Annotated in this window: 20 protein-coding genes; 8 read left to right on the forward strand and 12 right to left on the reverse strand. The window is 62.4% G+C overall.

All coding sequences use genetic code 11. The features are described from left to right. Positions 1–49 precede the first annotated feature (49 nt). Positions 50–1,117 carry a branched-chain amino acid aminotransferase gene (locus NFR87_RS01185; RefSeq protein WP_251445157.1) on the reverse strand — a complete coding sequence of 356 codons (1,068 nt, stop codon included), beginning with the start codon at positions 1,115–1,117 and terminating at the stop codon, positions 50–52. Positions 1,118–1,314: 197 nt separating this feature from the next. On the opposite strand from NFR87_RS01185, the gene NFR87_RS01190 reads away from it, so the two are divergent. Next, positions 1,315–2,568 (forward strand): HlyC/CorC family transporter, encoded by a 1,254-nt coding sequence (locus NFR87_RS01190; protein ID WP_251445160.1) that lies wholly within the window; start codon positions 1,315–1,317, stop codon positions 2,566–2,568. A 40-nt stretch (positions 2,569–2,608) separates the two neighbouring features. On the opposite strand, the gene NFR87_RS01195 is transcribed toward NFR87_RS01190, so the two are convergent. From NFR87_RS01195 to rlmB, 4 genes are all read right to left on the reverse strand, one after another. Then, positions 2,609–3,229: a flavin reductase gene (locus tag NFR87_RS01195; protein ID WP_251445163.1), complete on the reverse strand. Its 621-nt coding sequence runs from the start codon at positions 3,227–3,229 to the stop codon at positions 2,609–2,611. A 98-nt stretch (positions 3,230–3,327) separates the two neighbouring features. After that, the gene (thrS, locus tag NFR87_RS01200) at positions 3,328–5,088 is read right to left on the reverse strand and encodes a threonine--tRNA ligase (RefSeq protein WP_251445166.1); all 1,761 of its coding nucleotides are present in this window, start codon (positions 5,086–5,088) and stop codon (positions 3,328–3,330) included. A 428-nt stretch (positions 5,089–5,516) separates the two neighbouring features. Then, the gene (locus NFR87_RS01205) at positions 5,517–7,682 is read right to left on the reverse strand and encodes an HAD family hydrolase (RefSeq protein ID WP_251445169.1); all 2,166 of its coding nucleotides are present in this window, start codon (positions 7,680–7,682) and stop codon (positions 5,517–5,519) included. An 82-nt stretch (positions 7,683–7,764) separates the two neighbouring features. Beyond that, the gene (gene rlmB, locus NFR87_RS01210; RefSeq protein WP_251445172.1) at positions 7,765–8,541 is read right to left on the reverse strand and encodes a 23S rRNA (guanosine(2251)-2'-O)-methyltransferase RlmB; all 777 of its coding nucleotides are present in this window, start codon (positions 8,539–8,541) and stop codon (positions 7,765–7,767) included. Positions 8,542–8,692: 151 nt separating this feature from the next. Here rlmB and NFR87_RS01215 point away from each other — a divergent pair, with 151 nt between their 5' ends. The 3 genes from NFR87_RS01215 to ftsH all read left to right on the forward strand — a co-directional run bounded on the left by NFR87_RS01215 (position 8,693) and on the right by ftsH (position 13,299). Then, positions 8,693–10,570, forward strand: a complete 1,878-nt coding sequence (locus NFR87_RS01215) for a hypothetical protein (protein ID WP_251445175.1) — start codon at positions 8,693–8,695, stop codon at positions 10,568–10,570. Positions 10,571–10,586: 16 nt separating this feature from the next. After that, complete coding sequence (locus tag NFR87_RS01220; RefSeq protein ID WP_251445178.1) at positions 10,587–11,030, forward strand: hypothetical protein; 444 nt, start codon at positions 10,587–10,589, stop codon at positions 11,028–11,030. 145 nt (positions 11,031–11,175) lie between these two features. Beyond that, entirely contained in the window at positions 11,176–13,299 is a 2,124-nt protein-coding gene (gene ftsH / locus NFR87_RS01225) for an ATP-dependent zinc metalloprotease FtsH (protein WP_251445181.1), read from the forward strand. A 48-nt stretch (positions 13,300–13,347) separates the two neighbouring features. On the opposite strand, the gene NFR87_RS01230 is transcribed toward ftsH, so the two are convergent. Continuing rightward, positions 13,348–13,602, reverse strand: a complete 255-nt coding sequence (locus NFR87_RS01230) for a DUF6809 family protein (RefSeq protein ID WP_251445183.1) — start codon at positions 13,600–13,602, stop codon at positions 13,348–13,350. Between the two features lie 113 nt (positions 13,603–13,715). On the opposite strand from NFR87_RS01230, the gene NFR87_RS01235 reads away from it, so the two are divergent. Continuing rightward, a complete protein-coding gene (locus NFR87_RS01235) occupies positions 13,716–13,994 on the forward strand; it encodes a helix-turn-helix domain-containing protein (RefSeq protein ID WP_251445186.1) in 279 nt (92 codons plus the stop codon). Positions 13,995–14,009: 15 nt separating this feature from the next. Here the strand turns inward: NFR87_RS01235 and NFR87_RS01240 are convergent, their stop codons facing one another. The 6 genes from NFR87_RS01240 to NFR87_RS01265 form a co-directional block, all read right to left on the reverse strand. Then, entirely contained in the window at positions 14,010–14,564 is a 555-nt protein-coding gene (locus tag NFR87_RS01240; RefSeq protein WP_251445189.1) for a hypothetical protein, read from the reverse strand. Positions 14,565–14,676: 112 nt separating this feature from the next. Next, complete coding sequence (gene groL, locus NFR87_RS01245; RefSeq protein WP_251445192.1) at positions 14,677–16,299, reverse strand: chaperonin GroEL; 1,623 nt, start codon at positions 16,297–16,299, stop codon at positions 14,677–14,679. Positions 16,300–16,318: 19 nt separating this feature from the next. Further along, on the reverse strand, positions 16,319–16,603 hold the full coding sequence (locus NFR87_RS01250; RefSeq protein ID WP_251445195.1) for a co-chaperone GroES: 285 nt from the start codon (positions 16,601–16,603) through the stop codon (positions 16,319–16,321). A 211-nt stretch (positions 16,604–16,814) separates the two neighbouring features. Further along, positions 16,815–17,720 (reverse strand): diacylglycerol/lipid kinase family protein, encoded by a 906-nt coding sequence (locus tag NFR87_RS01255; protein WP_251445198.1) that lies wholly within the window; start codon positions 17,718–17,720, stop codon positions 16,815–16,817. After that, positions 17,720–18,850, reverse strand: a complete 1,131-nt coding sequence (locus NFR87_RS01260) for an S-layer homology domain-containing protein (protein WP_251445201.1) — start codon at positions 18,848–18,850, stop codon at positions 17,720–17,722. Before NFR87_RS01260 ends, NFR87_RS01255 begins: the two co-directional genes overlap by 1 nt. After that, positions 18,847–19,983, reverse strand: coding sequence for a THUMP domain-containing class I SAM-dependent RNA methyltransferase (locus NFR87_RS01265; RefSeq protein ID WP_251445204.1), 1,137 nt, complete (start codon positions 19,981–19,983; stop codon positions 18,847–18,849). Before NFR87_RS01265 ends, NFR87_RS01260 begins: the two co-directional genes overlap by 4 nt. Before the next feature lie 245 nt (positions 19,984–20,228). Between NFR87_RS01265 and NFR87_RS01270 the strand changes: the two genes are divergently transcribed. From NFR87_RS01270 to NFR87_RS01280, 3 genes are all read left to right on the forward strand, one after another. Beyond that, the gene (locus tag NFR87_RS01270; RefSeq protein WP_251445207.1) at positions 20,229–20,678 is read left to right on the forward strand and encodes an NfeD family protein; all 450 of its coding nucleotides are present in this window, start codon (positions 20,229–20,231) and stop codon (positions 20,676–20,678) included. Positions 20,679–20,683: 5 nt separating this feature from the next. Further along, a complete protein-coding gene (locus NFR87_RS01275; protein ID WP_251445210.1) occupies positions 20,684–21,631 on the forward strand; it encodes an SPFH domain-containing protein in 948 nt (315 codons plus the stop codon). 179 nt (positions 21,632–21,810) lie between these two features. Continuing rightward, the gene (locus tag NFR87_RS01280) at positions 21,811–23,634 is read left to right on the forward strand and encodes an FAD-dependent oxidoreductase (protein WP_251445213.1); all 1,824 of its coding nucleotides are present in this window, start codon (positions 21,811–21,813) and stop codon (positions 23,632–23,634) included. The last annotated feature ends 144 nt before the right edge of the window (positions 23,635–23,778 follow it).

A 23,778-nucleotide genomic window follows, 5' to 3' on the forward strand; every position in this document is an offset into this window, starting at 1 on the left:
CCGATCTGCTCCAGCCTAGCTGGAGCCCCGCTTTTTTCTATCCCGTTTCTCAGCAGACCTTCACGATCCAGCCGTGCTCATCGGGGATCTTCCCCCACTGGATGCCCGTCAGGGTGTCGTAGAGCCTCTGGGTCAGCTCGCCGATCTTGCCGCCGTTGACGGTGACGCTCTTGCCCTCCCAGCCCATCTCTCCGATGGGGGAGACCACGGCGGCGGTGCCGGTGCCCCAGGCCTCGTCCAGCTTGCCGGCCCCGGCGGCGTCAAAAAGCTCCTGGGCGGTGATGAGCCGCTCCTCCACCGGGATGCCCCAGCTCTTGATGAGCTCAATGCAGCTTTTCCGGGTGATGCCGGGGAGCACGGAGCCGGTGAGCTTGGGGGTGATGACCGTGCCGTCCACCTGGAACATCACGTTCATGGAGCCCACTTCCTCAATGTACTTGCGCTCCACGCCGTCCAGCCAGAGAACCTGGGCGTAGCCCTTCTCCTCGGCCCGCTCGCCGGCCCGGATGGAGGCGGCGTAGTTGCCGCCGCACTTGGTGAAGCCGGTGCCGCCCCGGACAGCCCGGACGTCCTCATCCTCCACATAGATGCGCACCGGGTTGATGCCCTCGGCGTAATAGGCGCCCACGGGGCAGCAGATGACGGCGAAAATATAGGTGTGGGAGGCGTGGACGCCCAGGGTGGGGTCGGTGGCGATGACGAAGGGGCGGATATAGAGGCTGGTGCCCGGCTCAGAGGGCACCCAGTCCGCCTCCAGCCTCACCAGCTGCTTGATGGCGTCCACCACGGTCTGGGGATCAATGGGAGGGATGCACAGCCGCTCACAGGAGGACTGGAGGCGCAGGGCGTTCTCCATGGGGCGGAACAGCTGCACGCCGCCGTCAGGGGCGCGGTAGGCCTTCATGCCCTCAAAGACCTCCTGGGCGTAGTGGAGCACCATGGCGCTGGGATCCAGCTCAAAGGGGCCGTAGGGGACGATGCGTCCATCGTGCCAACCCTTGCCGGTGTCATAATTCATCACAAACATATGGTCGGTAAAGGTTCTTCCGAAAACCAGGGTCTTGGGATCAGGCTTGGACTTCAGCGCAGCGGCCCGGGTGATGGGAAATTCCTGCATAATAACTGCCTCCTCTTTCACGTTCCGATCCTCTTTCCGGGGATGTTATCCGCATTATACGCCCATTGGATGAGCGATGCAAGAGGCAATTTACTCAATTGCGGCGCTAAAGCGCTCCCCGTCCCAATTCCCCCCTTGCTTTTTTCCCTGGGCTATGATACAGTACCCACATTGAAATGGAGTGTGATCTTTCCTCTATGGAACCTGACAGTATTGCCATGATCTGTGTGCTGGCTCTTTTGGTGCTCTGCTCCGCCTTTTTCTCGGCCACGGAGACCGCCTTTACCTCCCTCAACCGCATCCGCCTCCGGGCCAAGGTGGAGGGAGGCGACGCCCAGGCGGAGCGAACTCTGCGTCTGGCAGAGGACTACGACAACCTCATCTCCACCGTACTGGTGGGGAACAACATCGTCAACATTGTTGCCGCCACCCTCTCCACCGTCCTCTTTGTCCAGGGGCTGAAGCTCCAGAACGGGGCGGTGATCTCCACTGTGGTGATGACGGTGGTGGTGCTCATCTTCGGCGAGGTGGCCCCCAAGACCATGGCCAAGGAGACCGCCGAGTCCTTCGCCATGTTCTCCGCCCCCCTTCTGCGCCTTTTGATGATACTCCTCAAGCCGGTCACCGCCCTGCTGGCCTTCATTCAAAAGGGCCTCAAGCGCTTCCTCCGGCCCAAGGATGAGGGCATCACCGAAGAGGAGCTGGTGACTATGGTGGAGCAGGCCGAGACCGAGGGGGGCCTGGACCGCCACGAGAGCGAGCTCATCCGTTCCGCCATTGAGTTCGGCGACATGGAGGTGCAGGAGATCCTCACTCCCCGGGTGGACATTGTGGCGGTGGAGGACACCGACACCATGGAGGACGTGGCCCGCGCCTTCGCGGAGAGTGGCTATTCCCGTCTGCCCGTCTACCACGAGGACATCGACGACATTGTAGGCGTCATCCACGAAAAGGACTTCCATGCCGCCCGCTACCGGGGCCAGAGCGACCCGGCCCCTATCACCGCCCCGGTGCTCTACACCACGGGTAACACCAAGATCTCCGATCTGCTGCGCATCCTCCAGCGGAAGAAGGCCCATATGGTGGTGGTCGTGGACGAGTATGGCGGCACCGAGGGGCTGTGCACCCTGGAGGATATTGTGGAGGAGCTGGTGGGCGAGATCTGGGACGAACATGACGAGGTCATCGAGGAGTTCAAAAAGCAGCCCGACGGCAGCTACCTCATCGCCTGTCACGCCGCCCTCACCGATCTCTACGACCTCTTTGCCCTGAAAGGGGACTGCGAGGCCAACACCGTCTCCGGCTGGGTCATGGAACAGATCGGCCGCATCCCCGCCGAGGGGGATCGCTTTCAGTCCGATGGCCTGGATGTGACAGTGACCAAGGTAGACCACCGCCGGGTGCTGGAGATCCGGGTGGTGGTGCTCCCCAAAGAGGAGAGCGACGACTGAATCAGAAAAGGGCCGCCACAGAACTGTGGCGGCCCTTCTTTTACTCCATGGGTTCGAAATCGGAGGCGGGGTGCTTGCACAGGGGACAGATATAGTCTGCCGGGAGCGCGTCCCCCTCATAGATGAAGCCGCACACCTTACATACCCAGCGCTTTTTCCCCCGCTTCTCCGCCGGAGCCTGGGGCTTGGGCTTGATGTGGGCCTGGTAGTAGGCGTAAGTGGCGCTGGGCGCGTCCGAGAGCACGTCGCCGTCCGTCACCTCCGCCAGGAAAAGCGTATGGGTGCCCAGATCGGTGGCGGAGACCACCTTGCAGGTAAGATAGGCGTTGATCCCCTGGGTGACATACAGGATCCCGTTTTCTCCCCGCTTCGCCCCGGCAAAGCCGGCAAATTTGTCCACATCCCGGCCCGACTGGAAGCCGAAGCGCTGGAACAGGTCAAATTTCGCCTCCTCCGACAGGATGGAGACAGTGAATTCCCCCGTGGTCAGCACCATATCGTGGGTCAGGTTGGATTTGTCCACCGCCACGGTCACCCGGTTAGGGGTAATGGTGACCTGCCCCACCGTGTTGATGATGCAGCCGTTGTCCTTCTCTCCCTGGCGGGCGGTGAGGATAAACAGGCCGTAACTCAGCGCGTACATGGCCTTTTCATTTTTCATGGATAGATGCCTTCCTTTCTGTTCCGCTGTTCCCTCCCAGTTTTCCCCCTTCTTGCATAAAAAAACCGCCGGGAATATTCCCGGCGGTTTTTTCTTTTTTATTTGATCTCCATGGAGTCCACTTCCGCCCGCAGCAGGGCGGCGAACTGCTCCAGGCTCATGGCCCCCAGATCCTCGCCGCTGCGGTGACGGACGGAGACGGTCTTGTTCTCCACGTCCCGGTCGCCCATGACCAGCATATAGGGGGCCTTCTGGAGGGTGGCCTCCCGGATCTTCTTGCCGATCTTCTCATTCCGGTCGTCGATCTCCACCCGGAAGCCCAGCTCGTCCAGCTTGGCGGCGGTCTCCTTTGCGTACCCGTCGGCCCGGTCGGTGACGGTGAGCAGCTTCACCTGCACGGGGGAGAGCCAGGCGGGGAAGGCCCCGGCAAAGTGCTCGGTGATGACGCCGATGAACCGCTCGATGCTTCCCAGCACCACCCGGTGGATCATAACGGGGCGGTGCTTCTGGCCGTCCTCCCCCACATACTCCAGCTCAAACCGCTCGGGGAGCTGGCTGTCCAGCTGGATGGTGCCGCACTGCCAGGTACGGCCCAGGGAGTCGGCCAGATGGAAGTCCAGCTTGGGGCCGTAGAAGGCGCCGTCGCCCTCGTTGATAACAAAGTCCTTGCCCATGGCGGTGATGGCGGCCTTCAGGATGTCCTGGTTCTTCTCCCACTCCTCCACGGTGCCGATGTGATCCTCGGGCATGGTGGACAGCTCGATGGTGTAGGAAAGGCCAAAGACGGAGTAGACCTCGTCAAACAGGCGCACCGTCTCCTGGATCACGTCCTGCATCTGATCCCGGGTCATAAAGACGTGGGCGTCGTCCTGGTTGAAGCACCGCACCCGGAACAGGCCGTGGAGGGCGCCGGAGAGCTCATGGCGGTGGACAAGGCCGATCTCCCCTACCCGCAGGGGCAGCTCCTTGTAGGAGTGGGGCTCGCTGGCGTAGACCAGCATGCCGCCGGGACAGTTCATGGGCTTCACGGCGAAGTCCACCTCGTCGATAACGGTGGTGTACATATTGTTCTTATAGTGATCCCAGTGGCCCGACCGCTCCCAGAGCTGGCGGTTGAGCATGATGGGGGTGGAGATCTCCACATAGCCGTACTTCTTGTGGATCTTCCGCCAGTAGTCCAAAAGGGTGTTCTTCAGGGTCATGCCCTTGGGCAGGAAGAAGGGGAAACCGGGGCCCTCGTCCCGGAGCATAAACAGGCCCAGCTCCTTGCCCAGCCGGCGGTGATCCCGGCGCTTGGCCTCCTCAATGCGCTCCAGATAGGCGTCCAGCTCCTCCTTTTTGGGGAAGGCGATGCCGTAGATGCGCTGGAGGGTCTCCCGGTTGGAGTCCCCCCGCCAGTAGGCGGCGTTGCAGGCGGTGAGCTTCAGGGCGTTGCCCTTGATGCGCCCGGTGGAATCCAGGTGAGGCCCGGCGCACAGGTCGGTGAACTCCCCCTGCTTGTAGAAGGAGATGGTGGCGTCAGCGGGCAGGTCGTTGATGAGCTCCACCTTGAATGGCTCGCCCTTCTCCTCCATGAACTTCAAAGCCTCCGGCCGGGGCAGCTCGAACCGCTCCAGCTTCAGCTTCTCCTTGCAGATCTTCCGCATTTCCGCCTCGATCTGCTCCAGGTGCTCCGGGGTGAAGGCGAAGGGGGCGTCCATGTCGTAGTACCAGCCCTCGTCGATGGAGGGGCCGATGGCCAGCTTCACCTCGGGCCACAGCCGCTTCACGGCCTGGGCCATCACGTGGGAGCAGGTGTGCCAATAGGTTTTGCGGTAGGTCTCGTTTTCAAAGGTATACTGGTTGTTTTCTTCGCTCATTTTGATTTCCTCCTGTATTCGGGATGAAACAAAAAACGCCTCACCCCTGATGATGTTCAGGGGTGAGGCGCAGTATACGCTCCACGGTTCCACCCTGCTTGCAAGAAGCGCGGAGCCGTCGCGAGCAGCGCGGATGAACCGGAGCGAGGGCGAGGGTCAAGCCACGAAGTGGCTTGCAGACCAGCCCGAGTCGGAGGGAAGCCGCGCGTCGCGAGCAGGCGTAGCGTGACATCTTGCCGCTCGTGTTTGCTGTAACGGGCAAACCCGGCCCGGTTCTCCCGGGCGGCTCGGGAGCGGTCTCCCCGCCGCGTAGCGCAGGATGTTCTCAGCTTCCCATCCCTCTCTGAGCGCCGCAAACGGTTTGGTCTCCGTCAGTGCCGTTTTGACAGCCCCACTATATCACCCGCCGGGAAAATTGTCAAGGGGCGTCAATACCGGTTCACCCAGCCGGAGATGAGAGGGGCGGGCACCAGCCACATGAGCAGAAAGATCGTCAGATTTGCAGCGGTCAGAGAGTTGTAGGCCGCCACAAAGGTCAGGTAAAAGGCCAGCGCCGCGCCCACCATGGAGCCCAGGCAGGCCAACGCCGCGGACAGCCGCACCGCCACCCGCAGCCGCCGGGAGCCCACCACCGCCTCGGCATAGGGGCCCAGGCCCTCCCGGCACAGCACCGCCGTCAGGACATCCGAATGGGGCTGAGACTCCTCGGAGAGCTCCCGGCGGCGCTCCACCGGCGGGAACTCCAGCTTCTCCACCGGCAGCTTGAACCGCTGGCGGAGCATGGAGGGGATCAGATTGAAGTCACGGGTAGCCAGCACCGGGGTCACCCGGGAACGGATGAGGGTATCAATGGCCAATGGGGCCGCCCCGGAGAGGGTGTAGTTCAGCGCGAAGATGCCGGCCAGCTCCCCGTTGATGGCGCAGAACACGGCATTCTTTACATTGAGCCCCTGGGGCAGTGGCACGTCCATCAGCACCATAAAGGGGGCGGAGCCCACCAGCACCAGCTCTCCCCGAATGACCTCGGAGGCGCCGCCGCCCTCATAGGCGGTGAACTGCTCCCCCCGGCGGTAGAGGGTGCCCTGGCTGCGCAGCAGGTCGTAAAAGACCTTGTTGAGGCCGCTGCCGGAATCCCGGATCACCGTGGCGGTGACGGCGATGACCTTGTCGATGGACACATCTCCGAAGATCTTCACCCCGTTGAGCTTCACGGCCCCCGGCGGGAAGAGATCCATATCGGTGAGCAGCAGGTTGGCGCTGCCTGTGGTGTGGATCAATCCCTCCCAGCCCGCCAGGGCCGCCCCCGACTTGCTCAGCCGGGTAGAGAGCTTCCGCCAGGGAAGGGCAAAGCACAGTGTGGCGGACAGCGGCGTGGCGGCGCACAGGATGGCGCCCAGGCACCACAGGAAGTCCTCCGGCCGCTCCCGGCCCACAGAGGCCATGATGGAAAACAGAACGCCGGCAATGAGGATGAGGGGGGCAAGGTAGCGGTAGATGCGCTCGGCGCCGTCCAGGCCCTGGATCTGACTGCCGAAGCCCGCCGGGGAACCCGGCCACTTGGCATAGGTGCCTCTGTTGTTCCACTTGCCCTCGTCCCTCGTCACCAGGTAGGGCTCTGCCACCGCAGCCGCCGTGCGGCAGGCCAGCCGCTGGCCCCGCCGCTTTTGCAGGTTGCCCCACAGCACGCACCACAGGCACAGCCCCGCCACGGCGCACAGCGGCTGCCGCTGGAGGACGCCCTCCGACAGGGTGGGCAGGGTCAGGGCGTCCATCAGCACCGCCAGATTGGCCAGGGCGGCCACCGTGTCCATTCCAGTACGGCTCTGGAAGGGGCGGATGAGGGCCTGTAAAAATCCGTCGAACCCCAGAAGGATGGCCACAATCTGCAAGCCTGCCAGGACGTAGCACCGCCAGACGGCGCTGCCGGCCAGCGGGGCGGGAAGGGGCAGGGGCCTCACCTCCGCCAGAGTCATGTAAAACAGGGCCGCCACCAGTATAAACACCAGCGCACAGCGTCCCCGGGCCCCCTTCAGGCCCTTGCCGTAGCGCTTGGCCAGCTCCGCCGGGGGGATATCCGGGGCGGGGGGGCGCTTCTTTCGGGGCTTCCGCTCCCGGACGGGCGGCGGAGCCTTTTGCTCCTCCACATCCACGCCGGGAATGAGCTTTTCCGCCCTGCGCACCTCAGGGGCCACGGCGGCGGAGGCCTCCTCGTACATATGTCCCGCGAACTCATCCGCCCTGCGGCGGAGGCTGTCCAACCCCGCCGCCACCAGGTTTTCCGGTTCTGCCTCCGGCTCCGGCTGGGCCGTCTGGCCCGGAAACTCCAGGATCTTGGGGGTCTCTTTGGCCTCCGGCGGCAGCGCGGGCTCCGGCTCCGGCCCGGGGGCCTCCCCCTTGGGCTGGACGGGGAAGGGCACCGTGTTCTCCCGCCAGTCGCTCCCCTTCTCGTCCTCCGGGGTCTCTCCGGAAAGGGAGGCCGTCTCCTCCTCCGGCTCCTCAGGCTCCGGAGGCGCTCCGCTGCCAAACTCCTTCAAAATGGCGTCCAGGGAGAACTCGTCCTCCTGCCGCCGGTCATCGTCCCGGTCTTTTGCCACGGGGAGCTCCCCCCTTTCTCTTGGTTTATCTTACAGAGCGTTGTCAAGCTCTGAGCAGGTCAGGATGCAAGCTCCGCTCTTCTTACATTCTCTGTCTTACCGCTTCATAGAGCAGGATGGCCGCGGCGGCAGAGGCGTTGAGGGAGTTGAGCTTCCCCTTCATGGGAATGGACAGCAGCACGTCGCAGGTCTCCCGCACCAGGCGGCTCATGCCCGTGCCCTCGCTGCCGATGACGATGGCGGCGCTCCCCTTCAGGTCGGCCTGGTAGATGGTCTGCCTGGCGTCGGCGGCGGTGCCGTAGACCCAAACCCCCTGCTCCTTCAGCTCCTTGAGGCAGGCGGTGAGGTTGGCCACCCGGGCCACGGGAACGTGGCTCACCGCCCCGGCGGAGGTCTTGGCCACCACCGCCGTCAGCCCGGCGGAGCGGCGCTTGGGGATGATGACTCCGTGGGCTCCGGCACACTCGGCGGTACGGATCACCGCCCCCAGGTTGTGGGGGTCGGAGAGCTCGTCGCAGACCACCAGCAGAGGGGGCTCCCCCCTGTCCCGGGCGATCTGGAGAATGTCCGCCACGTCCACATATTCCCGGACGGCGGCCACGGCGATGACTCCCTGGTGGGAGTGGGTGACGCTCATGGCGTCCAGCTTCCGCCGGTCGCAGTCCACCACGGCGCAGCCGGCGGCGCGTGCCTTGGCGGCGATATGACCCAGGGCGGCGTCGGTCTCCCCCCTGGCAATGTAGATCTTGTCGATGCTCGTCCCGGCCCGGAGGGCCTCGATGACCGCGTTGCGGCCCTCGATGATCCCATCGGACTGCTCTTGACGCGCTTTCCAGTTTTCCCGGCGGTCGTCAGCCATGGCCTGTCCTCTCTTTCTCCCGTGCAATTATGGCAAGTATAACATATTTTTCCGCCGAGAAAAAGGGGGAAAGTTACATCTATCCTTTTTTCTCCCCATCTGTTATAATAAGGGTATTCTTTTCTCACTCTCCCTAAGAAGGTGTTTCCTTATGAAAAAAATACTGGCCCTCCTTCTCTCCCTCTCCCTGCTGCTGCCGGCCTGTCCGGCCCTGGCCGATGAGGCGCTCTACGCCCCCATCCCCGACTGGGCGGCGCAGCATTACGAATACCTGAGGCAGTCGGACATCTATCCCCTCTCCTCCGGGAGCATCACCCGGGGCGAGTTTCTGGATCTGCTGGTCAGCGCCCTGGCCGCGGCGGTGCCGGTGGATCAGCTGGACGCCATTACGCCCAAGCGGGCCGACTACTTTGCCGACAACTACGCCAACTCCTACTGGGCCGACGTGATGTGCCGGGCCGCCGCCTACGGCATCGCCGAGGGCTGGGTGGACTTGGACGACGGCAAGCGCTACGGCAATTTCCAGGCCGTCCTCACCCGCCAGGAGGCGGCCAAAATGATCTGTACCACGCTGGATTTCTTCTCCTCTATGGGCTACGCCGTCTCCGCGGACGACGATCCCGCCGTCTACACCGACGCCGGCCTCATTCCCGACTGGGCCGCCCCCTTCGCTGAGCGCATCGCCTCCTACGCCATCATGCGGGGGGATGAGTTCCTGAACTTCAACCCCACCGTCCAGCTGGATTGGCCCTCCACCGCCGTCATGGTCAGCCGGATTCTGGCCATGATGGAGACGGCGGTGGCCTCTGCCAAGCCCGGCGTCCCCCTTCAAAGCGAGTTGGACTGGGCCGGGGCCCTGCGGGTGCCCGACCCCTCCGCGGCCAAGGCCCTCACCGGCTATGCCAAGGGCTACTACGCCATCGACAACGGCGATGGCACCCTCTCCGCCCTGGTGGTGCCCCCCAGCGCCACTACCTATGAGGAGGGCCAGTTCGTCGCCACGGAGCCCACGGAGTTTTTTGTGGAGCGCTACGATGCCACGGGCAAGGCCGTCTCCACCCGGGCCCTGCCTATGGAGCTTCCCATCTTCGGCGGCTTCCTGGCCGGGGCGGACGGCAATTTTTACCTGGCCTTCGGGGCGGAAAATCCCGAAGAAGCGGATACCGCCGAGGTCTGGCGCATCGTCAAGTACGACAAGGACTGGAACCGGATCGCGGCCGCCTCAGTCACCGGGGGAGAGAGCGGCACCGTCATCCCCTTCCGCTCCACTGTGGCCCGCCTGGCCCTGTCCGCCGACGGCAGGGAGCTCACTCTCCACGCCGCCCGGCAGATGTACACCGACGCGGAGGACGGCAAGCGCCGCCAGTCCGACGTCACCATCACCGTGGACACGGCGGACATGAAGACCGTCTCGGTCACTGGCCAGTCCTCCCTCTCCCACTCCTTCGGACAGTTCGTCCAGTATGACGGGGACAAGGCGTTCACCGTGGATCACACCGACGGCGACCCCAGGGCCTTCCTCCTGCGCAGCGACAGCCGGGACGTGACCCTTCTGGAGCTGGCGGGGCCGGCGGGGCAGAATGTGACCCACGCCGTGGGCAGCGGCTTTGAGGTATCCCAGGACGGCTTTCTCTTCCTGGGCTGCTCCGCCCCCCAGAAGGACTTCGACCGGGAGATGGATGCGGCCTGGAACGTCTTCCTTACCTATACCGACAGCACCCTGAACAAGACCACCCTCACCTGGCTCACCGCCGTGGACGGGCAAAGCGTGACCCACGCCCGGTTGGTGAAGCTCAGCGGCAACGCCTTCCTGGCTATGTGGAGCGCGGACGGCAACATCCACTACCAGCTTCTCAGCGGCAAGGGGGCCAAGCGGGGGGACGAGGGCGTTCTCCGTGCCGCCGCCATGCCCACCACCCAGCCGGTGGTGGGACAGGACGGCACGGTGCGCTGGATCGGCGTCGAAGCGCCCCAGACCTATGCCCAGCGCTCCCAGGCTTACATCTACACCCTCCAGGTGGAATTCTGAAAGGAGAGTGCGACCCATGACAAAATACACGGAACGTTTGGGCACCCCGCTTCTGTTTCACAAGTTCATGAACTACGTCTTCCTGCCCCTGAGCTTCCTCTTCGCCATGGAGCGGCTCATTGTGGAACACGCCCTGCTTTTCTCCGGCAACTGGATCACCACCATCGACGCCTGTTCCGTCTTTGCCACGCTGCTGCTCACCGCCCTCGCCTTTGTGGGCCTTCTCCAGTGGAAGTCCTTTGGGTGGTACGGCCTTATGATCCTCCAGGCGGTGCAGTTCCTCTTTTCCCTTGTCACCCTGGTCATCTACGCCCTCTATCTCCCCGACCAGATCAACGCGGTCGCCGTCCAGGCGGCGGGCATCGCCCTGCGGGGCGTTCTGGTGGGGATCTACTACCTCAAGCGTAAGCCCCTGTTCTTCCCCGTCCGGGATACCGCCGGCGCGGGTTCCGGGCTTTGAGCCTTCTCCGCACAGAAAAGGACGGCGAGAGCCGTCCTTTTTTCTATTCATAGAAAGTTTACCACCCCTTTCCTTGTATTTTTTTATCCCTTGTGCTATGATATTTGCTGATATCTTTCACTTCAATTGTAAAGGGGAACCTTCCATGCCCGATCAGAATAATAACCGCAGGCCCGACCAGTCCGGCGGGCCCAAGCGGAAAAATACCATGATGCTCCTGTCCCTGGTTCTCTGGGCCCTGGCCATCACCGTATTTGTCAACTACGCCTCCTCCATGTACCGGCAGACCAACTCCGTGGAGATCGACTACGGCACCTTCCGGCAGATGGTGGTGGACGACAAGGTGGCCCGGGTGGTCATGGCCTCGGACAAATTCGTCATCTACCCCAAGATAGACGAAAAGGGGGTCTACGCCGCCCCTGACGTGGCCCCCTCCGGCTCCCTGTCCGTCCCCTCCCAGGACAACCTGCCCCCCATCGGCACCGAGGAGGTCACCTATTACTGCGTGCCCTGGGCTGACGACGAGCTCATCCCCCTGCTGGAGGAGCACGGGGTCACCCGGTTTGGCCCGGAGTATCAGGAGCCGCTGTCCCCCATCGTCTCCTTCCTGGCCTACTATATCCTGCCCACAGTTCTGATGGTGGGTCTGATGTACCTTCTGTTCCGCTCCATGTCCTCCAAGATGGGCGGTATGGGCGGCATCGGCGGCGTGGGCAAGGCCAACGCCAAGGTCTATGTGGAAAAGAAAACCGGGGTCACCTTCCGGGACGTGGCCGGCCAGGACGAGGCCAAGGAGTCTCTCCAGGAGATCATCGACATTCTCCACAACCCACAAAAGTACACCGAGATTGGCGCCAAACTGCCCAAAGGCGCGCTCCTGGTAGGCCCGCCGGGCACGGGCAAGACCCTGCTTGCCAAGGCCATCGCCGGCGAGGCCAACGTCCCCTTCTTCTCCATCTCCGGCTCCGACTTTGTGGAGATGTTCGTGGGCGTGGGCGCCAGCCGTGTCCGCGACCTCTTTAAGGAGGCCAGCAAGATGGCCCCCTGCATCATCTTCATCGACGAGATCGACACCATCGGCAAATCCCGCGACAGCCGCCTGGGCGGCAACGATGAGCGGGAGCAGACGTTGAACCAGCTGCTGGCCGAGCTGGACGGCTTCGACCCCACCAAGGGTGTCATCGTCCTGGCCGCCACCAACCGGCCCGAGGTGCTGGACAAGGCCCTTCTCCGGCCCGGACGGTTCGACCGGCGCATCACCATCGACCGTCCCAACCTGGCCGGACGGCTGGCCACCCTGCAGGTGCACACCCGGAACATCCGCCTGGCCGAGGACGTGGATCTCCACAAGATCGCCCTGGCCACCGCCGGGTGCGTGGGCAGCGACCTTGCCAACCTGGTCAACGAGGCCGCCCTCCGGGCGGTGCGCAAGGGCCGCAAGCTGGTCACCCAGGAGGATCTGCTCTCCTCCTTCGAGTTCGTCATCGCGGGCAGCGAGAAGAAAAACAGCGTCCTCACCGAGTTTGAAAAGAAGCTCGTCGCCTACCACGAGGTGGGCCACGCCATGGTGGCCTATAAGCAGAAGAACGCCGAACCGGTGCAGAAGATCACCATCGTCCCCCACACCGAGGGAAGCCTGGGCTACACCCTCCTCATGCCCGAGGAGGACAAGACCAACCTGCGCACCAAGGAGGAGCTGATGGCCAAGATCACCGTCTCCATGGGCGGCCGGGCCGCCGAGGAGGTCATCATGCACACCATGACCAACGGCGCCAGCCAGGACATTCAGGAGGCCACCAATATCGCCCGGAACATGGTGGCCATGTTCGGCATGAGCGAGGAGTTCGGCATGATGGCCCTGGGCAGCGTGCGCAACCAGTACCTGGACGGAGGCTACGGCCTGGACTGCGCCCAGGACACCGCCGCCGTCATGGACAACGCTGTGAAGGCCATCCTGGACGTGTGCTACGCCGATGCGGTGAAACTCATCGAGGAAAACCGGGACTTGATGGACAAGGTGGCGGCCTACCTGCTGGAGAAGGAAACCATCACCGGCGGCGAGATGGTGGCCATCATCGAGGGCCGGGATCCCGCCCTGGTGGAGGGGGCCTACACCTCTACCATGACCGAGCCCAAGCCCCTGCCGGGAGATATCGAGCCCCCGGCGAAGAACATCCACATTGTCAGCCAGCCGGTGGAAACCCCGGCCGAGCTTCCCGGGGAGACACCGGAGGAGCGCGCCGGCGAGGACGAGTCCAAAGACGAATAAGCGCCGAAAATAAGCAGGGCGGGGAAGAAATTCTTCCCCGCCCTCTTTTTATGCCCGGAGGGCGCCCTCCCGCCCCAGGCGGCAGCCCTGCTCGAAAAAGTGTCTGCACTCCAGCTCCATCTCGTCCCCCATCGCCTCGGTATACTCGTCCAAAAGGCGGTGGATGGCGGGGCAGAGCAGGCGCATATTGGTGTACAGCTCTCTCTGTCTTCTGGCAATGGCGTCGTATTCCTCGCTCTGGTAGATATCGCCCTCGTCAAAGCGTTTGGCCTTCTGGTAGAGCTCTTCTAAAGAATCTTTCATAGTGCCCTCCTTAAATTGACATTTAGTGAATGTCATTTATGGGTGTAATATAACATATACTTTACCCAACTGACAAGCAGTTCGTGTCGAGCTGTGTCGAATGGGTGGAGAATATGTTTAAAAACAAGGCTTCCGGCGGAAAACTGAATATTTCAGGAAAGAAAATCAGTGAACTACGGATGGCCCTGCCCGGAAAGATCTCCCAGAAGAAACTGGCAGATATGCTGCAATTGGAAGGTTTGGGAATAGAAAAGAACGCAATCCAGAAAATCGAAAGCGGAGAGCGGTTTGTCACTGACATTGAACTCAAGGCCTTCGCCAAGGTTTTCGGCGTTACCACAGACGACCTTCTGCCCACCGACCAAGAAGATGAAAAAGACCCTGCCGGCTGACCGGCAGGGTCTTTTTCATCTTGAGGAAAGTAGCGCGACAAGTGAAATGGCCATTGCAGAAAAGCTGGTCATTGCAGACAGAATTGCTACGACATAATTACGGTCTTTTTCATATGCGATCTCATTTGCCGCGCCAAACAACGCAAGCCCAAATACGGCACACAGCATTGTGATTATCAAAAATAGTATTACTGCAAAAATAGCAACTACTATATCTATCACATTCACCGAATTTCCGTTATTCAAAGCCGCTGTAACAATATCATAAAGATAGGAAAGAAATCCAAATACGCCGAAAAGCGTCATCATTGCAAATATGCAAGAAAATACTGTTAATATTACCTGTGCAAAACTAGCAAACGTCATTGCCGTCATTTGCCCTTTTGATTTTCGGCTGTCTACCACAGCTACCTTTAACGCCTTCCAAAAACCGACTTTTTCACGTTGAGGATCATTATCCGCACCTTTTACCATTTCCTGTGCCTTAACGATTGCCTTTGCCAGTTTGTCGTAATCTATTTCCATGCTCACGTTTTCTATATGATTATTTACTGTCCGCCCTCTTCCCATTGCTCTGCCCTTCTTTCTCTATATTTGCAGCTTCAAAAAGCGCTGATTTGCAGATAGGAAGTCCCCCGGCGGAATCTCCGCCGGGGGACTATTTCCATTCAAAAACTATCGTTTAGTACATCCCGCCCATGTCGGGGGCGGCGGGAGCGGGAGCGGGAGGCTCGGGCTTGTCGGCCACCAGAGCCTCGGTGGTCAGCAGCACGGCGGCGATGGAGGCGGCGTTCTCCAGGGCGGAGCGGGTCACCTTGGTGGGATCCACAATACCGGCCTTCATCATGTCGCAGTAGGTCTCGCTGTAGGCGTCGTAGCCGTAGCCCACCTTGCCCTCCTTGACCTTCTCCAGCACCACGCTGCCGTCCACGCCGGCGTTGACGGCGATCTGGCGCACAGGCTCGGCCAGGGCGGCGGCCACGATCTGCACGCCGGTCTTCTCGTCGCCCTCGGTGGTCTTCAAAAGCTTCTCCACAGCGGGGATGGCGTTGACATAGGCGGTGCCGCCGCCGGCCACGATGCCCTCCTCCACCGCGGCGCGGGTGGCGTTGAGGGCGTCCTCGATGCGCAGCTTCTTCTCCTTCATCTCGGTCTCGGTGGCAGCGCCCACGCGGACAACGGCCACGCCGCCGGCCAGCTTGGCCAGCCGCTCCTGGAGCTTCTCCTTGTCATAGTCGGAGGTGGTCACATCGATCTGGCTGCGGATCTGGGCCACACGGGCCTTGATGTCGGCGCTCTTGCCCGCGCCGCCCACGATGATGGTGTTCTCCTTGGTCACCTTCACCTGCTTGGCCTTGCCCAGCATGGCCATGGTGGCGTCCTTCAGCTCCAGGCCCACCTCTTCGCTGACCACGGTGCCGCCGGTGAGGATGGCGATATCCTGGAGCATCTCCTTACGCCGGTCGCCGTAACCGGGGGCCTTGACGCAGCAGACGTTCAGCGTGCCCCGCAGGCGGTTGACGATGAGGGTGTTGAGGGCCTCGCCCTCCACGTCCTCAGCCACGATGAGCAGCTTCTTGCCGGACTGCACCACCTGCTCCAGCAGGGGCAGCAGATCCTGCACGGCGGAGATCTTCTTGTCGGTGATGAGGATGATGGCGTCGTCCAAAACGGCCTCCATCTTCTCCATATCGGTGGCCATGTAGGGGGTCACATAGCCCCGGTCGAACTGCATGCCCTCCACCACCTCAGAATAGGTCTCGGCGGTCTTGGACTCCTCCACGGTGATGACGCCGTCGGCGCCCACCTTCTCCATGGCCTCGGCGATGAGCTTGCCGATGGTCTCGTCCCCGGAGGAGATGGCGCCTACCCGGGCGATGTCCTCGGTGCCCTTGACCTTCTTGGAGTTCTTCTTGATCTCCTCAATGGCGGCGTCGGCGGCGGCCTTGATGCCCTTCTTCATAATCATGGGGTTGGCGCCGGCGGCCAGGTTCTTCAGGCCCTCACGGACGATGGCCTGGGTGAGCAGGGTGGCGGTGGTGGTGCCGTCGCCGGCCACATCGTTGGTCTTGGTGGCGACCTCCTTGACCAGCTGGGCGCCCATGTTCTCCATGGGGTCGGGAAGTTCGATCTCCTTGGCGATGGTCACACCGTCGTTGGTGATGAGGGGAGAGCCGTACTTCTTATCCAGCACTACGTTACGGCCCTTGGGGCCCATGGTGATCTTCACGGTGTCGGCCAGCTGATCCACGCCCTTCTGCAGGGCCTTGCGGGCCTCCTCGCCGTAAGCAATGATCTTAGACATAATCCATTACCTCCTAAAATTACTCGACTACGGCGAGAATGTCGCCCTGACGCACGATGGTGTACTCCACGCCGTCCACCTTGACCTCGGTGCCGGAATACTTGCCGGTGATGACCTTCTGGCCCTTCTTCACGGTCATCTTGACCTCCTTGCCGTCCACCAGGCCGCCGGGGCCCACGGCCACGATCTCGGCCACCTCCGGCTTCTCCTTGGCGCTGCCGGTGAGGATGAGGCCGGACTTGGTCTTCTCCTCGGCCTCCACCATCTTGATGATGACCCGGTCTCCCAAAGGCTTCAGCTTCATAACTTGGTTCCTCCTTATATTATTTTTTCTTACTTAGCTTTTTCAGAGGATTAGCACTCAAATAATCAGAGTGCTAACCGCAAGTAAGATAATACCTCTCCTGTCATAAAAAATCAACCCCCTTTTTTGAAAAAAGAGGGCTGATTTCTAAAAAATTCAATTTTTGTTCACAAAGTGGCCAAGGGAGTGCTAATCCCGCAGGAGGGGCGGCTCACCGCCAGAACAGACCCGCCGGATAGAAGAAGTTCACCTTCTGCCGGGCCAGGCGCAGAGTAAAGTCCCTGCCCCGCATGACCTCTCCGTCCACTACCACCGTCAGCTCCTCCTCAGAAGAGAACCGGGCCTCCTGCCCGTGGTAGTCCCGCACCACCTCCGGGCACTCCCTGTAGCGGCCGGAGGCGTATTTCCCCACATAGCGGGCAAATTTCAAAAGGCCCAGGTCTCCCACCAGAAGCATATCCAGCACCCCGTCGTCGGGCATGGCCTCAGGGACGGGGCAGAACCCGCCGCCGTAATGCCTGCCGTTGCAGGCGCAGAAGATGGCGGTGGGGCCGCTGTAGCAGATGGAGCCCATTTCCACCGTCATGGGCCGGGCGATGCCCCTGCAGACCTCCACCACAAGAGAGAGGATATAGGCCAGCTTTTTGCCCACCAGGGGAAGCCCCTTAAAGCGGTGCACGCCGACGGCCACCCGGGCGTCCACCCCGGCGCAGACCACGTCCAGGCCCAGAAGGCCGTTGCACTCCATAAGATCCAGGGCCGTCTGGGGCCCATCCTTGAGCTGGGCGATGTCGAAAAAGCGGCGGCGCTCCTTCCTGCCGAAGATGCGCAGGAAATCGTTGCCCGTCCCCAGAGGCACATTGGTCACCGCCGCCTGGTCGTGGCCCGCGGCGGCGTTGACCACCTCATTGAGGGTACCGTCCCCGCCGCAGGCGTAGAGCCGCACCGGCCCGGCCTCCTGAAGGGCCTCCTCCGCCAGCCGGCGGGCGTCCCCCGCCCGGGCGGTGCAGGCCACCTGGCAGCCGCCCTGGGGAAAGGCCGCCAGGATGCGCTTTTTCAGCTCCTCCACCCTGCCGCTGCGCCCTGCGGCGGGGTTGATGATGAACAGGTGCCGCATCAGAACAGATCCATCCGCTGCTCGGGCCGGGCCAGCCGGGCGGCCAGGGCGGCGGCCTCCGCCCGGGTCACCAGGTCGCCGGGCCGGAAGGACAGGTTTGCGTCCACCCCGGTGAGGATGCCCTTGACATAGAGTCCGTAGATGGCCTGGGCGCCCTCGTCCCGGCCGGACACGTCCCCCACCGCGGCCATCACCCGCACCAGGCTGTTCCGGTCGGGCAGGCTCCGGGCCAGGCTGGTGGCCCCAAAGACCTGGGCCAGCTCCCGGCGGGTGATCTGCCGCTCATAGTCGTCAAACTGTCCGGCCGTGATGGTGCCGCTGGCCAGGCAGTAGTCCACCGCCTCGATGTACCAGGGGGTGGAGACATGGGCGGTGGTGTGGAAGGTGTCCCCCTTGAACCGGCTGTCCATGTTGGCCGCCATCTGGAGGGCCTCCGCCACCGTCACCTCCCGGTTCGGCTCAAAGGCGTTGTTCCCTGTGCCCGACATGATGCCGGTATTATAGGCGATGTCCACCCACATGGAATACCAGTCCCGCCCCCGGACGTCGGTGAAGGCGGGCAGCCGGCCCCGGGTCAGGGGGAACTGGCTGCCCTCCACCCCCAGGCTCTGGAGAATACCGGGAAGGCGAAACAAGGGCACGATGGTGCGGCTGCCGCCCCCGGCGGTGAGGATCAGGGCGTCCAGGCCGCCGCTGGTGCCCAGCTCCACATTTTCATAGGTGATGGGGTAGACCTCGTTGGTCTTTTTCCCCTCCTCATTCAGGTAGGGCAGCACGCTCACCACCCCCCAGCGGTTTCCCTTCTGGGCGATGTAGAGGCCGAAGCCCGCGGGCATGAGGGTATCGTACTCCGGCGGGATCAGATACGCCCCGTCGGGCCGGATGACCCCCAGCCGCCCGTTCAGGTTCACCGCCGCCATCCCCAGGGAGAAGGAGACCACGGAGTCATACTGAAGGGGGATGGCCACACTGCCGTCGCCGCCTGCGAAGCCCCACTTTCCATTCTCCACCGCCTGGGCAAAGCCCTCCTGATAACCGTAGACAGTGACGGCAACGGCCCCCGGCGCCAACCCGGTCAGCGCCAGGCACAGAGCCAGGGTCAGCGCCGCCAGCCGCTTTTTCCGCTTCATTTCCCCTCTCCCCTCCTTCCCAGGTACTGGAACAGGTCGCATTTCAACATTCCGTTATAGAGCTTACGTTTTTTGTCCGCCGCTTTTCCGAAGGTGCGCTCAAACTCGGTGTGGGAACTCATCAGGTAGAGGCTCCAGCCGGCGGGCGCCCTCCGCCAGGCCCTGCCGAAGGCGGCGTAGAGCCCCTCGGCCTCGTGCTTATCGCTCAGCCGCTCCCCATAGGGGGGATTGGTCACCACCCGGCCCGCCGGCTCCGCGGGGGCAAAGTCGGCGGCGTCGGCCACCTCGAAGCGGACGGCCTCCTCCACTCCCGCTTTGACCGCGTTGCTCCGGGCCAGCTCCACCGCCTGGGGGTCGATGTCTCCGCCCCAGATATCATAGCTGCCGTGGTATTCCAGATCCATGGCCCGGTCGGCCTCCTCCATCCACAGCCGCGCCGGGGCCCAGGGCCACTTTTGGGCGGTGAAGGAGCGCTCCAGGCCGGGGGCCCGGTTTTTGGCGATGAGGGCGGCCTCGATGGGAATGGTGCCCGAACCGCAGAAGGGATCCCGGAAGGGATAGCGCCCCCGGTAGCGGGACAGGAGCACCATCCCCGCCGCCAGGGTCTCCCGCAGAGGGGCCGTCACGCTCATGGCCCGGTAGCCCCGCTTGTGGAGGCTGGGCCCCGTGGTATCCAGGAAAAGCTCCGCTTCGTCCTTCATGAGCATGATCCGGATCTGATAGACGCTCCCGCTCTCAGGCAGCCGTTCCAGGCCGTACTTTTCTCCCAGGCGGTCGCCCACCGCCGCCCGGAGCACCGCGCCGCAGCGCTGCTCTGAGGTGAGCCTGGAGTTCAGGCTCCGGCACCGGACGGGAAAGGCCCCCTCCCTGGGAATGAAATCCTCCCAGGGCAGCGCGCGGGCTCCGTCATAGAGGGCGTCGAAATCGGGGGCGGGAAAGGAGCCCAGGCGGAGAAGCACCCGCTCGCCGGTGCGCAGGTTCAGGTTGGCCCGGATCATGGCCTTTGCATCCCCCGTAAAGAACACCCGGCCATTTTCCGCCCGGACATTCTCCAGCTCCATGCGCCGCAACTCCTCGGCGCACACCCCTTCCAGTCCGAAGAGCGTGGGCACCGAAAAGGTCAGCTTTTCCATCTGTCTCCCCCCTCCGTTTTCACTAAGACCCCAGTTTAATTTAGGATAGATATATTATACCTGTTTTCGACGGTTTTGGCAACCTCTATCCACCTCCTCCGCCGGGCAAAAAAGTGTCCGCCTGCCCCCTTTCAAAATATTGTTAAAAAAATAACGTTAAATAATTGACAATATTGACGGGAGGGTGTATAATAAAATTGTACCAAGGGAACCCCTGGTCATATCCAATAAAGGAGCTGATGAAAATGCCCTGGCTTCCCAGCGTCGTCTGGCTCATCCTGCTCATCCTCTTCGCCCTGGTGGAGGCCGCCACTGTGGGCCTTGTGTCGGTGTGGTTTGCCGCCGGAGCCCTGGCCGCTCTGCTCGCCACCTTCTTCACCGCCAACATCTGGCTCCAGATCGGCCTGTTCGCCCTGGTCTCCGCCGTGGCGCTGGTGCTTCTGCGGCCGCTGTCCAAAAAGTACGTCAGCCCCAAGGCCGTGGCCACCAACGCCGACCGGGTCCTGGGCCGGGAGGCGGTAGTCACCGAGGAGATCGACAACCTCACCGCCGCCGGCGCGGTGAAAGTCCTGGGCACGGAGTGGACGGCCCGCTCCACCACAGGGCAGGCCATCCCCGCCGGCGAGACCGTGCTCGTTGACCGTATCGAGGGGGTCAAGCTCTTCGTCACCCCCGTCCAGACTGGAAAGGAGTAATCATCATGCCGCTTTACGCAAAGATCATTCTGGCCATCCTGGCCGTCCTGGTCGTCCTCCTGCTGGCGCTGAACTTTAAGATCGTCCAGCAGTCCCGGGCCTACGTCATCACCCGTCTGGGCGGGTTCCACACCATCTGGAACCAAGGCCCCCACTTCAAAGTCCCCTTCATCGACCGCATCGTGAAGGTGGTCTCCCTGAAGGAGCAGGTGGTGGACTTCGCCCCCCAGCCCGTCATCACCAAGGACAACGTCACCATGCAGATCGACACGGTGCTCTACTTCGCCATCACCGATCCCAAGCTCTACACCTACGGCGTGGAGCACCCCATGTCCGCCATTGAGAACCTGACCGCCACCACCCTGCGCAACATCATCGGCGAGCTGGAGCTGGATCAGACCCTCACCAGCCGGGACATCATCAACTCCAAGATGCGCTCCCTGCTGGATGAGGCCACCGACCCCTGGGGCATCAAGGTCAACCGGGTAGAGCTGAAGAACATCATCCCGCCCCGGGAGATCCAGGACGCCATGGAAAAGCAGATGAAAGCGGAACGGGAGCGCCGGGAGTCCATCCTTCAGGCCGAGGGCACCAAGCAGAGCCAGATCCTGGTGGCCGAGGGCGAGAAGCAGTCCGCCATTCTGAAGGCCGAGGCCGCCAAGGAGGCCGCCATCAAGCGGGCTGAGGGCGAGAAGGAGGCCCGCATCATGGCCGCCGAGGCGGAGGCCCAGGCCATCCTCCAGGTGCAGCAGGCCACCGCCCAGGCCCTGAAGCTGCTCAACGAGGCCGCCCCCACCGACCAGGTGGTGAAGCTCAAGGCCCTGGAGGCGTTCCAGAAGGCCGCCGACGGCAAGGCCACCAAGCTCATCATCCCCAGCGAGATCCAGGGCCTGGCCGGTCTGGCCGCCAGCGCCAAGGAGGTCTTCACCGAGGATCCCAAGGAAAAGCCATGACCCTATCGCCCCGCCCAGACAAAACTGGGCGGGGCTTTCTCTTAATTGAGCACAATTTAGATGAAGACGCCATTCATATGTTGACACCATATCATTTCCTTGTTATACTCGTAACAATATGGCCCCAAACTTTGGAGCCATATTTCCAACCCACTACCGTTTAAAAAGGAAGGTATGAAATGAGAAGTAAAAAGCTAATTTCCGTCGGCCTGGCGCTGGCAATGGTTCTCGGCCTGGCGTCCTGCGGAGGCAGCAAGGATCCCGCCCCCAACGCGCCCGACAGCCAGTGGGCTGACGGCACCTATACCAGCAGCGCCAACGGCATGAACGGCGCCGTAAAGGTCTCCGTCACCGTAGAGGGCGGCAAGATCACCAAGGTAGACGTGGTGGATCATCAGGAGACGGCGGGTATTTCCGATCCCGCTCTGGAGCAGATCCCCGCCGCCATTGTAGAGGCCCAGTCCACCGAGGTGGATGTGGTCTCCGGCGCCACTATGACCTCCAACGCCATTATTGAAGCCGCCAAGAAGGCTCTGAGCGGCGAGGGCGAGGATGAGGTCGGTGCTCTGGAGCTGACCGTGGAGCCAGACGTGATCGTGGTAGGCGCCGGCATGGCCGGCCTGACCGCCGCGGTGCGCGCCTCTGAGCTGGGCGCTAAGGTACTGGTTCTGGAGCAGAACTTCCGGGTGGGCGGCTCTGCCAACACCGCCGGCGGCTCTATCTCCGGCGCAGGCTACGAGATCCAGAAGGCCGCCGGCATCGAGGACAGCCCCGAGGCTTTTTATGACGATTTTGTCAATATGGGCGGCGGCGAGCAGAACTTGAACCCTGAGGTTGCTCACGTCCACGCCCAGAAGGCCGGTGAGGCCATCGACTGGCTGAAGGACTATGTGGGCGTGGAATTTGGCGACACCGTGGACAGCGGCGGATACCTGACCATGAACACCTTCCGCGTGACCTATACTGCCGGCGGCGCTTCCTCCGGCGGCGGCCTGTACTTTATCAACGCCCTGTCCGCCAAGCTGGACGAGGCCATTGCCGCGGGCAGCGCTCAGCTGTGCCTGAACACCATGGTAGACGATGTTGTCCTCAACGACAAGGGCGACATCTGCGGCGTAAAGGTGGGCGAGCAGGTCATCAACGCTCCCTCCGTGGTCATCGCCACCGGCGGCTACGGATACAGCGAGAAGTGGCTGAAGGAGTATAACTTCACCAACATCACCTCCAACGACCCTGTCACCGCCATCGGTAGCGGCTTTGACTTCGCCCGGACCGCTGGGGCCGCCTTTGACAACATGGACTACTGCTCCTGCTACGGTGGTTCTGTGCCCGTCAGCGGTTTCCAGGCTTCCCTGCGCTGCAACATCAACTATAACGGCGCCATCTGGGTCAACACCGCCGGCGACCGGGTCTTCAACGAGCCGGCGGCTACCTCCATGGATAAGCGGACCGTGTGGCGTACCACCGACCAGAACACCATCTATGTAGTCCTCACCAAGGATATGATCTCTGACGACGCCGCTCTGTTTACCGGTATGATGAGCAACTCCGCCGGATTCACCAACGAGGAGAAGATCGCCGAGCTCATCGAGCAGGGCTATATGTTCGAGGCCGACTCCATTGAGGCTCTGGCCGAAAAGATCGGCGCCGCCAACCTGCCCGCCACCGTGGCGCAGTACAACACCGACTGCGCCGCCGGCAAGGACAGCGTCTTTGGCCGCACCGATAACCTGCTGCCCCTGGAGGGTGATACCACCTACTACGCCGTTCTGACCTGGCCCTACCTGATGATGACCGCCGGCGGTCCCCGGATCAACGGCGACGCTCAGCTGGTTCGTGAGGACGGCTCCGTGGTGGGTGGCGCTTACCTGGCCGGCGAACTCATCGGCTCTGCCAACATTGCCGGTCACAACACCATCGGCGGCATTGGCCACGGCATGTGCGCCACCTGGGGCCGGATCGCTGCTGAGAACGCCTGCAAAAACGCCGGCGTAACCAAGTAAGTTCCCCCCTCTTAAAGTCCGACTGTAAACGAAGGATCCCGGTTTCCGGGATCCTTCCTTTTTCTGTCCCAGGGCGTGGAGCCCAGGCACCGGAAGCTCTTGTTTTTTCCCTTTCTTTGTGCTATCATGCTGTTATCTGTATCT

The organism is Vermiculatibacterium agrestimuris (assembly GCF_943193085.1).
Classification (GTDB): Bacteria; Bacillota; Clostridia; order Oscillospirales; family Oscillospiraceae; genus Vermiculatibacterium; species Vermiculatibacterium agrestimuris.

Excerpts from the sequence above, each read along its gene's own strand:
- NFR87_RS01215 (WP_251445175.1), top strand. The coding sequence starts at position 8,693 with ATGAAAAAAATACTGGCCCTCCTTCTCTCCCTCTCCCTGCTGCTGCCG.
- NFR87_RS01235 (WP_251445186.1), top strand. The coding sequence starts at position 13,716 with ATGTTTAAAAACAAGGCTTCCGGCGGAAAACTGAATATTTCAGGAAAG.
- rlmB (WP_251445172.1), bottom strand. The coding sequence starts at position 8,541 with ATGGCTGACGACCGCCGGGAAAACTGGAAAGCGCGTCAAGAGCAGTCC.
- NFR87_RS01230 (WP_251445183.1), bottom strand. The coding sequence starts at position 13,602 with ATGAAAGATTCTTTAGAAGAGCTCTACCAGAAGGCCAAACGCTTTGAC.
- NFR87_RS01220 (WP_251445178.1), top strand. The coding sequence starts at position 10,587 with ATGACAAAATACACGGAACGTTTGGGCACCCCGCTTCTGTTTCACAAG.
- NFR87_RS01185 (WP_251445157.1), bottom strand. The coding sequence starts at position 1,117 with ATGCAGGAATTTCCCATCACCCGGGCCGCTGCGCTGAAGTCCAAGCCT.
- NFR87_RS01260 (WP_251445201.1), bottom strand. The coding sequence starts at position 18,850 with ATGAAGCGGAAAAAGCGGCTGGCGGCGCTGACCCTGGCTCTGTGCCTG.
- NFR87_RS01280 (WP_251445213.1), top strand. The coding sequence starts at position 21,811 with ATGAGAAGTAAAAAGCTAATTTCCGTCGGCCTGGCGCTGGCAATGGTT.
- NFR87_RS01255 (WP_251445198.1), bottom strand. The coding sequence starts at position 17,720 with ATGCGGCACCTGTTCATCATCAACCCCGCCGCAGGGCGCAGCGGCAGG.
- NFR87_RS01265 (WP_251445204.1), bottom strand. The coding sequence starts at position 19,983 with ATGGAAAAGCTGACCTTTTCGGTGCCCACGCTCTTCGGACTGGAAGGG.
- thrS (WP_251445166.1), bottom strand. The coding sequence starts at position 5,088 with ATGAGCGAAGAAAACAACCAGTATACCTTTGAAAACGAGACCTACCGC.
- NFR87_RS01190 (WP_251445160.1), top strand. The coding sequence starts at position 1,315 with ATGGAACCTGACAGTATTGCCATGATCTGTGTGCTGGCTCTTTTGGTG.
- ftsH (WP_251445181.1), top strand. The coding sequence starts at position 11,176 with ATGCCCGATCAGAATAATAACCGCAGGCCCGACCAGTCCGGCGGGCCC.
- groL (WP_251445192.1), bottom strand. The coding sequence starts at position 16,299 with ATGTCTAAGATCATTGCTTACGGCGAGGAGGCCCGCAAGGCCCTGCAG.
- NFR87_RS01270 (WP_251445207.1), top strand. The coding sequence starts at position 20,229 with ATGCCCTGGCTTCCCAGCGTCGTCTGGCTCATCCTGCTCATCCTCTTC.
- NFR87_RS01240 (WP_251445189.1), bottom strand. The coding sequence starts at position 14,564 with ATGGGAAGAGGGCGGACAGTAAATAATCATATAGAAAACGTGAGCATG.
- NFR87_RS01250 (WP_251445195.1), bottom strand. The coding sequence starts at position 16,603 with ATGAAGCTGAAGCCTTTGGGAGACCGGGTCATCATCAAGATGGTGGAG.
- NFR87_RS01195 (WP_251445163.1), bottom strand. The coding sequence starts at position 3,229 with ATGAAAAATGAAAAGGCCATGTACGCGCTGAGTTACGGCCTGTTTATC.
- NFR87_RS01275 (WP_251445210.1), top strand. The coding sequence starts at position 20,684 with ATGCCGCTTTACGCAAAGATCATTCTGGCCATCCTGGCCGTCCTGGTC.